Below are 7258 nucleotides of genomic sequence, written 5' to 3'. Positions count from 1 at the left end.
AAAGCCGCCAACTGCACAAAACGGTGGTCAGCGATCGGGCCAAGGCGGTATTTAACGGCATGATCAAGGTCGCGCAGCATGCGATTAAAACCGACGGCCAAATGAATAACCACAACCTGCTGTTGGGCAAGGTCGCGGAGGTAGACACCAAACCGCAGTTGGAAATCTACGCCGATGATGTCAAATGCAGCCACGGTGCCACCGTGGGTCGGATCGATGAAGAACAGCTGTTCTATCTGCAATCACGCGGTATCGATAAACATGCGGCGCAGCAGATGATCATCTTTGCCTTTGCCGCTGAATTGACGGAGGGCATTGCCGATCCGGTCATTCGGGAGTTGGTACTGGCGCGTATCGCCGACCGTTTACCCCGGGAGGCGGCATGAGTTATCCCCTGGAACGGGTACGTAGCGATTTTCCCCTGCTGGCTCGGGAGGTCAATGGGCAACCGTTAGCTTATCTGGACAGCGCCGCCAGCGCGCAGAAACCGCAAAGCGTGATTGACCGCGAACTGGATTTCTACCGTCACGGGTATGCCGCTGTACATCGCGGTATCCATACGTTGAGCGCCGAAGCTACCCAGCAGATGGAGGCGGTACGTCAACAAGTGGCGCGCTTTATCAACGCAGGCTCGGCGGAAGAGATTGTGTTCGTCAAAGGCACCACCGAAGGCATCAATCTGGTGGCAAACAGCTTTGGCCGCCATCTGCTGACGGCGGGTGATAGCATCATCATCACTGAGATGGAGCATCATGCCAACATTGTGCCGTGGCAAATGTTGGCGCACGAGCGTGGCATTACGCTGCGTGTCTGGCCGCTGCAGCCCGATGGCACCTTGGATCTGGCGCAACTGCCGGGCTTGATCGATGCCTCCACCAAGCTATTGGCGATCACCCAGGTATCGAACGTGCTGGGGACCGTCAACCCGCTGAGTGAGATCGTTCCTGTGGCCAAGGCGGCTGGGCTGAAGGTTCTGGTGGACGGCGCTCAGGCGGTGATGCATCAGCGTATCGATGTCCAGGCGCTCGACTGTGATTTCTATGTGTTCTCCGGCCACAAGCTGTATGGGCCTAGCGGTATCGGCATTCTGTATGGCAAGCAAGCGTTGCTGGAACAGATGCCACCGTGGGAAGGCGGCGGTGCGATGATCCAACGGGTCAGCCTGACGGAAGGTACCACCTTTGCTGCACCACCTTGGCGTTTTGAGGCCGGTTCGCCCAATACGGCTGGCATGATGGGGTTGGGGGCTGCCATCGACTATGTCGAGGCTCTGGGGCTGGATAACATCCACGATTACGAGCAGTCTTTAATGCGTTACGCATTGGACGGATTGCAGCAGGTGCCAACGCTGAAGATCTATGGCCCTGCACAGCGTGCCGGCGTGATTGCCTTTAACCTGGGTGAACATCATGCCTATGACGTGGGCAGTTTCCTGGATCAATACGGTATCGCGATCCGCACCGGGCACCATTGTGCCATGCCGCTGATGGAGTTCTACCAGGTGCCAAGTATGTGCCGGGCTTCTCTGGCGTTGTACAATACCCGTCAGGAAGTAGATCGGCTGGTAGCCGGTTTGCAGCGCATCCACAGCCTGTTAGGCTAATCATTAAAGGGAGCCCCATGGCGCATTTGCCGGACAAAGATAAACTGGTGCGTAATTTTTCCCGCTGCCTGAACTGGGAAGAGAAGTACCTGTATGTGATCGAACTGGGTGGCCAGTTGCCACCGCTGGATGAAAGCGAGCGGCAGGCGGCCAACCTGATTTCCGGCTGTCAAAGCCAGGTATGGATCGTGATGAGCGCCAACGCTGAAGGGCGGGTTGAGTTTCATGGTGATAGCGATGCCGCCATCGTCAAGGGGCTGCTGGCGGTAGTGTTTATTGTTTATCACCAGCTCACGCCTCAGCAAATCCTCGATCTGGATGTGCGGCCATTCTTCAGCGAGCTGGCTTTGAGTCAACATCTGACGCCTTCCCGTTCTCAGGGGTTGGAAGCGATGATCCGCGCTATTCGCAGTAAAGCGGCCCAGCTCACCTGAGCGGATCCCCCAAGGCTTATTGATGTGACGCTATGTCAATGAGCCTTTACAATGACTGCCAAACCCCGTCTTTTTCCCGCAAATTATAAGTATTTCAGCCGGTTACTCGTTGACGCGTTATTGACAATTCCTGCATTTAATTACGTTATAACATGTTGATTTTTTACAATTTATTGCCTTTAAACAGGTTCTTGCTAATATCGAACGAGTGTTTGTCTTATTTACCTGCTGGCCAGCGACCGCTAGCCTTGCAATGAACCGTAATAACAATAGGGATCAGAATGAAACGTGCGTTGACTCTAATGGGCGTGTTATTCGCCACCGTACTGACCGGCACCCAGGTCGCCAGTGCGAACGAATACCCATTGCCGCCGCCAGGCAGCCGCCTGATTGGTGAGAATACAATTTACAACGTGCCAAACGATGGCCGTTCGCTGGAAGCCATTGCGGCTGACTACAAGATTGGGCTGTTGGGCATGCTGGAAGCCAACCCGGGGACCGATCCCTATTTGCCTAAACCGGGGTCGGTGCTGACGATCCCAACACAGATGCTACTGCCGGATACCCCACGTGAAGGGATTGTGGTCAACCTGGCGGAACTGCGCTTGTACTATTACCCGAAAGGGGAAGATCAGGTGATCGTCTACCCGATTGGTATCGGCCAGACCGGCATGAATACGCCGCTGAAGGTGACCTCGGTCAGCCAGAAGATCCCGAATCCAACCTGGACGCCAACGGCCAACATCCGCAAGCGTTACCAGTCACAGGGCGTGACTCTGCCTGCGGTAATACCAGCTGGGCCAGAGAATCCAATGGGGCTGTTTGCCATGCGTCTGGCTATGGGGCACGGTGAATACCTGATCCATGGCACCAATGCCAACTTTGGGATCGGGATGCGCGTGAGCTCGGGCTGTATCCGCCTGCGCCCAGACGATATCGAAGCGTTGTTCAACCAGGTGCCACAAGGCACCAGAGTGCAAATCGTTAATGAACCGGTGAAAGTCTCCGTTGAGCCAGACGGCAAACGCTATGTAGAAGTGCATCAGCCTCTGTCGAAAGTGGCCAGCGACGATCCGCAGACCATGCCGATCGCGCTTTCTAAAAATCAGAAAGCATTTGCTGCTGATCCACAGACCGATAAGGCAATGCTTGACAGCGCCATCGTACGGCGTTCTGGTATGCCGGTGCTGGTCAGTGTAGGGCAAGACCCTTCCGAGGTCACTACGCCTCCTATAGCGCCTCCTGGTGAGGGTGCTGACACCTCTGGCGAGTCTGGTGCACCGATTAGCTCGGTGAACTAAACCTTGATGGTGCGAAAGTAGTGGGGTCCGGCATTGAGCCTGGCCCTTTTTTTGTGCCTAAGGTATGGGATGGGGTGATGTGCAGGGGCTATTTATTTTTAGGCAAAAAAAAACGGTGCACAAAGTGCACCGTTTTCAATAACCGAAGCAAACTTACTTTTTGTAAGCGTGTGCTTGGTTGTCCAGACGCTGGTTAGCGCGCGCTGCGTCGTCTTTAGCTGCTTGAACGTCAGAACGGATTGCGTTCACGTCGTTGCTCAGCTGGTCAACTTTAGCGTTCAGAGTCTGAACGTCAGAAGACAGTTGATCGATTTTAGCGTTGCTTGAGCAACCAGCCAGCATAGTAGAAGCCAGGATTACCGCGCCCAGTACCAGTTTAGTACGATTCATTATAACACCCTCTAGATTGAGTTAATCTCCATGTAGCGTTACAAGTATTACACAAACTTTTTTCGAAAGAGAATAAATTTTTTGTATTAGGGCCCTTTATTTTGATCGTTCGCTCAAACTTGCATCTTGTTTTGCAAAATAGTTAAAAAATCGAAGGAAAACAGCCTGATTCTATGGGACAACTCTCAAATGAAATTGGCGAAATAAACCGCTTTAATGGTTGCGTTTTTCTGAAAGTGCGTTATTGCAGATAAAAAAAACGCCGCTAAGCGGCGTTTGGGTCACAGATTGGTTGTCACGTTTATTATTACAGCACGTGAACTGAGGCAGTATTGGTAGTGCCGCTTGGTACCAGAGCACCAGAAACCATCACCACGACGTCGCCTTTCTGTGCCAGGCCGCTCGCCAAAGCAACTTCTTTACCAATGCGGTAGAAGTCGTCGGTAGAAGCAATTTCCTTGACCATCTGAGTGGTGATACCTTTGCTCAGGATCAACTGACGAGCAGTGACTTCGTTGGTCGTCAGCGCCAGGATCACGGCGTTAGGGAAATACTTACGCACGGATTTAGCAGATTTGCCGCCGCTGGTGGCTACCACGATCAGTGGCGCGTCCAGTTTCTCTGCAGTTTCTACCGCACCGCGGCACACCGCTTCGGTGATGCGCAGTTTACGGTTGTCGTTCAGGGTATCGATACGGCTAGGCATCACGCGATCGGTACGTTCGCAGATGGTTGCCATAATGGTAACGGCTTCCAGCGGGTATTTACCCTTGGCGCTTTCGCCAGACAGCATCACCGCATCGGTACCGTCCAGGATGGCGTTGGCAACGTCACCAGCTTCCGCACGGGTAGGGCGCGGGTTCTTGATCATTGAATCCAGCATCTGGGTCGCGGTGATAACCACTTTGCGTGCGCGGTTACACTTCTCGATCATCATCTTCTGCGCGAAGATCACTTCTTCTACCGGGATTTCAACACCCAGGTCGCCACGGGCGACCATGATGCCGTCAGACGCTTCGAGGATCTCGTCGAAGTTGTTCAGGCCTTCTTGGTTTTCAATCTTGGAGATGATCTGAATGTTTTCGCCACCGTGGGCTTTCAGGTGCTCACGGATTTCCATCACGTCGGAACGCTTACGGATGAAGGAAGCCGCAACGAAGTCTACGCCTTGCTCACAACCGAAGATCAGGTCACGTTTGTCTTTTTCGGCCAGCGCTGGCAGCTGAATGGAAACACCTGGCAGGTTAACGCCCTTGTTTTCGCCCAAATCGCCGCTGTTCAGTACGTTACAAACCACTTCGCTTTCGGTAACCGCAGTCACTTCCATACCGATCAGGCCATCGTCCACCAGGACGGTGTTGCCAATTTTCAGGTCGGCAGCAAAGCCAGGGTAGGTCACCGCAACGCGCTCTTTGTTGCCGATAACGCTCTGGTCGGTGGTGAAGGTGAAGGTTTGGCCAGCCACCAGGGCTGCATCAACGCCGCCTTCCAGTTTCATGGTACGGATTTCCGGGCCTTTGGTATCGAGCAGGATACCGGCGTTTTTACCGGTTTTGGCAATCACTGCACGCATATTCTTGATGCGGTTGCCGTGTTCTTCATAATCGCCATGGGAGAAGTTAAGGCGCATTACGTTCATGCCCGCGTTCAGCAGGCTGGTCAGCATTTCTTCCGACTCGGTTTTTGGGCCGATAGTACAAACAATTTTGGTCTTTTTCATGACGATTTTTTCTGCAAGTTGTGATGGATAATAAAACTAACGGTACCGGCGGCTAGGCCATCGGTAAGGGATTTGGGCTGTGCCTGGCAATGCAAAACATAGTTAAGGATAGGTGACCTTGGTCGAAATGGGGTGGAAAAATTCGGCCGATGCCCAGATGTGGGTAGGCTGCGCAAAAAGCGAGGATGAGAATTTGTTGTAATTGCGTTTTCGCAGATCAAGGGCTGAAACCATTCAACTGAAAGACGTTGCGCATTATAAGGCTATGCGGCTGGAAACAAAACAAAAAACCGCTTTTGATGGCTGCTTTGTGCAAAACAGCAGCAAATGTGGCGCAAATAGACCGCCTGCCAGCGGGTTTGTTGCGCAAATGAGATTAATGTAACTGATGATGTATGCTTAATCTCATAATGTGATCAGGTTATCATTTTTAAGATTTTTTCTGGATTTCCAGCAGGACTCCGTCATCCAGACAGAAGCAGCCAAATACGGTGGCGGCAGGGATCGCCAACGTTTCCTGGGCTATCAGAGTCTGCACATCGCTGCCGACGGTGAACTCGAAAATACCAGAAAGGATGCGGATTTGCTGGGGGTAGGGGCGTTTTTGCAGTTGGTCAAAGGTGCCTGCGACAAATTTGACTTCCCAGGCGGTGCTGCCATCGCTCATTAGCCCTTGGCGGCGGGCAAGGCCATTATCGAGTTGTTCGAACGGCAGCTGAGATTTAAAAACCGACATTAAAATTACCTCCATCAGGATACTGCGCTGATGATACGCGACGGGCTGACGCTCTGTCCGGTATTACTGTTACATTGGGTTGCCGTTAGGCGAGAGAGAATACTGGGAAGCGAAATAAGAAGTGGTGCGTCCGAATGGACTCGAACCATCGACCCCCACCATGTCAAGGTGGTGCTCTAACCAACTGAGCTACAGACGCATCTTTTTCCTCTCTGTCATGGCTGACAGCGGGGACGAATATTAGCGAGCAACCCGGCTGCTGGCAAGGGGAAAAACGCAATTTTATTTGGTATTTCACGCGATTGCTGAGCTTATGTGCAGTAAGGCGCTTTTTTCTGCAAGGGTTGGCGAGGAACTCGCCGGTTTGCCTGAGACAAACCGGCGAACGGGATTAACGGGTGGAACGCTGCAAAATCAACGCCGGGGGTTGGCGCTGTAACCAACGCATCCGCAATACCATCATGATGGCGGCGAAGGTCAGGCCGATAATAAAGCCGAACCAGAATCCGCTTGGCCCCATTGCTGGCACAATGTAGTCCGTCAGCGCCAGCAGATAGCCGCTTGGTAATCCGAGAACCCAATAGGCCACAAAGGTGATGTAGAAGATCGCCCGGGTATCTTTATAACCCCGCAAAATACCGCTACCAATCACCTGGATGGAGTCGGATATCTGATAAATCGCCGCCAGTAGCATCAGATGGGAGGCCATGGTCACGACTGCCGGGTTATCGTTGTACAGCAGAGCGATAGACTCGCGGAATGCGGCGGTAAACAACGCCGAGCAACTGGCCATGGCGATGCCGACGGCAATCGCTGCATAGGCGGCAATCCGAGCGCCCTCTACCGAGCCTTCACCCAGGCGATGCCCAACGCGAATGGTGGCCCCCACGCCGAGCGACAGCGGCAGTACAAACATCAGTGAGCTGAAGTTCAGAGCAATCTGGTGACCGGCAACCGCGACGATGCCCAGCGGTGAAACCAGTAATGCCACCACGGCAAACAGCGTCACCTCAAAGAACAAGGCCAGGGCAACCGGCAGACCAATGCCGATCAGGCGTTTTAACGCCTGCCAAT

Annotated in this window: 8 protein-coding genes and 1 tRNA gene; 4 read left to right on the top strand and 5 right to left on the bottom strand. The window is 53.2% G+C overall.

Annotated features, from left to right (window positions below; translation table 11 throughout):
• The 4 genes from ACLQ7H_RS00575 to ACLQ7H_RS00560 form a co-directional block, all read left to right on the top strand.
• Positions 1 to 386: SufD family Fe-S cluster assembly protein (locus tag ACLQ7H_RS00575; RefSeq protein WP_411750994.1), on the top strand; the 386-nt coding region annotated here is incomplete at its 5' end.
• On the top strand, positions 383 to 1603 hold the full coding sequence (sufS, locus tag ACLQ7H_RS00570) for a cysteine desulfurase SufS (protein WP_411750993.1): 1221 nt from the start codon (positions 383 to 385) through the stop codon (positions 1601 to 1603). The genes ACLQ7H_RS00575 and sufS, both read left to right, overlap by 4 nt.
• 17 nt (positions 1604 to 1620) lie before the next feature.
• Positions 1621 to 2037 carry a cysteine desulfuration protein SufE gene (gene sufE / locus ACLQ7H_RS00565; RefSeq protein ID WP_411750992.1) on the top strand — a complete coding sequence of 139 codons (417 nt, stop codon included), beginning with the start codon at positions 1621 to 1623 and terminating at the stop codon, positions 2035 to 2037.
• Positions 2038 to 2318: 281 nt separating this feature from the next.
• Positions 2319 to 3338, top strand: a complete 1020-nt coding sequence (locus tag ACLQ7H_RS00560; RefSeq protein ID WP_411750991.1) for a L,D-transpeptidase family protein — start codon at positions 2319 to 2321, stop codon at positions 3336 to 3338.
• Between the two features lie 153 nt (positions 3339 to 3491).
• Here ACLQ7H_RS00560 and ACLQ7H_RS00555 read toward each other — a convergent pair whose 3' ends face one another.
• The 5 genes from ACLQ7H_RS00555 to ACLQ7H_RS00535 all read right to left on the bottom strand — a co-directional run.
• The gene (locus tag ACLQ7H_RS00555; RefSeq protein ID WP_005165631.1) at positions 3492 to 3728 is read right to left on the bottom strand and encodes a major outer membrane lipoprotein; all 237 of its coding nucleotides are present in this window, start codon (positions 3726 to 3728) and stop codon (positions 3492 to 3494) included.
• A 307-nt stretch (positions 3729 to 4035) separates the two neighbouring features.
• On the bottom strand, positions 4036 to 5448 hold the full coding sequence (pykF, locus tag ACLQ7H_RS00550; protein ID WP_411750990.1) for a pyruvate kinase PykF: 1413 nt from the start codon (positions 5446 to 5448) through the stop codon (positions 4036 to 4038).
• Positions 5449 to 5878: 430 nt separating this feature from the next.
• Positions 5879 to 6184 (bottom strand): cupin, encoded by a 306-nt coding sequence (locus ACLQ7H_RS00545; RefSeq protein ID WP_411750989.1) that lies wholly within the window; start codon positions 6182 to 6184, stop codon positions 5879 to 5881.
• 122 nt (positions 6185 to 6306) lie between these two features.
• A tRNA-Val gene (locus ACLQ7H_RS00540) sits at positions 6307 to 6383 on the bottom strand.
• Between the two features lie 192 nt (positions 6384 to 6575).
• The coding region (locus tag ACLQ7H_RS00535; protein WP_411750988.1) for an MATE family efflux transporter at positions 6576 to 7258 on the bottom strand (683 nt) is incomplete at its 5' end.

It is taken from the genome of Serratia sp. (in: enterobacteria) (assembly GCF_046715635.1).
In the GTDB taxonomy this organism is placed as follows: domain Bacteria; phylum Pseudomonadota; class Gammaproteobacteria; order Enterobacterales; family Enterobacteriaceae; genus Chania.
The sequence above is the reverse complement of the archived record's forward strand: the minus strand, read 5'-3'. Positions and strand labels throughout refer to the sequence as shown.

Coding starts and splice junctions, on each gene's coding strand:
- sufS (WP_411750993.1), top strand. CDS start 383: ATGAGTTATCCCCTGGAACGGGTACGTAGCGATTTTCCCCTGCTGGCT.
- sufE (WP_411750992.1), top strand. CDS start 1,621: ATGGCGCATTTGCCGGACAAAGATAAACTGGTGCGTAATTTTTCCCGC.
- ACLQ7H_RS00560 (WP_411750991.1), top strand. CDS start 2,319: ATGAAACGTGCGTTGACTCTAATGGGCGTGTTATTCGCCACCGTACTG.
- ACLQ7H_RS00555 (WP_005165631.1), bottom strand. CDS start 3,728: ATGAATCGTACTAAACTGGTACTGGGCGCGGTAATCCTGGCTTCTACT.
- pykF (WP_411750990.1), bottom strand. CDS start 5,448: ATGAAAAAGACCAAAATTGTTTGTACTATCGGCCCAAAAACCGAGTCG.
- ACLQ7H_RS00545 (WP_411750989.1), bottom strand. CDS start 6,184: ATGTCGGTTTTTAAATCTCAGCTGCCGTTCGAACAACTCGATAATGGC.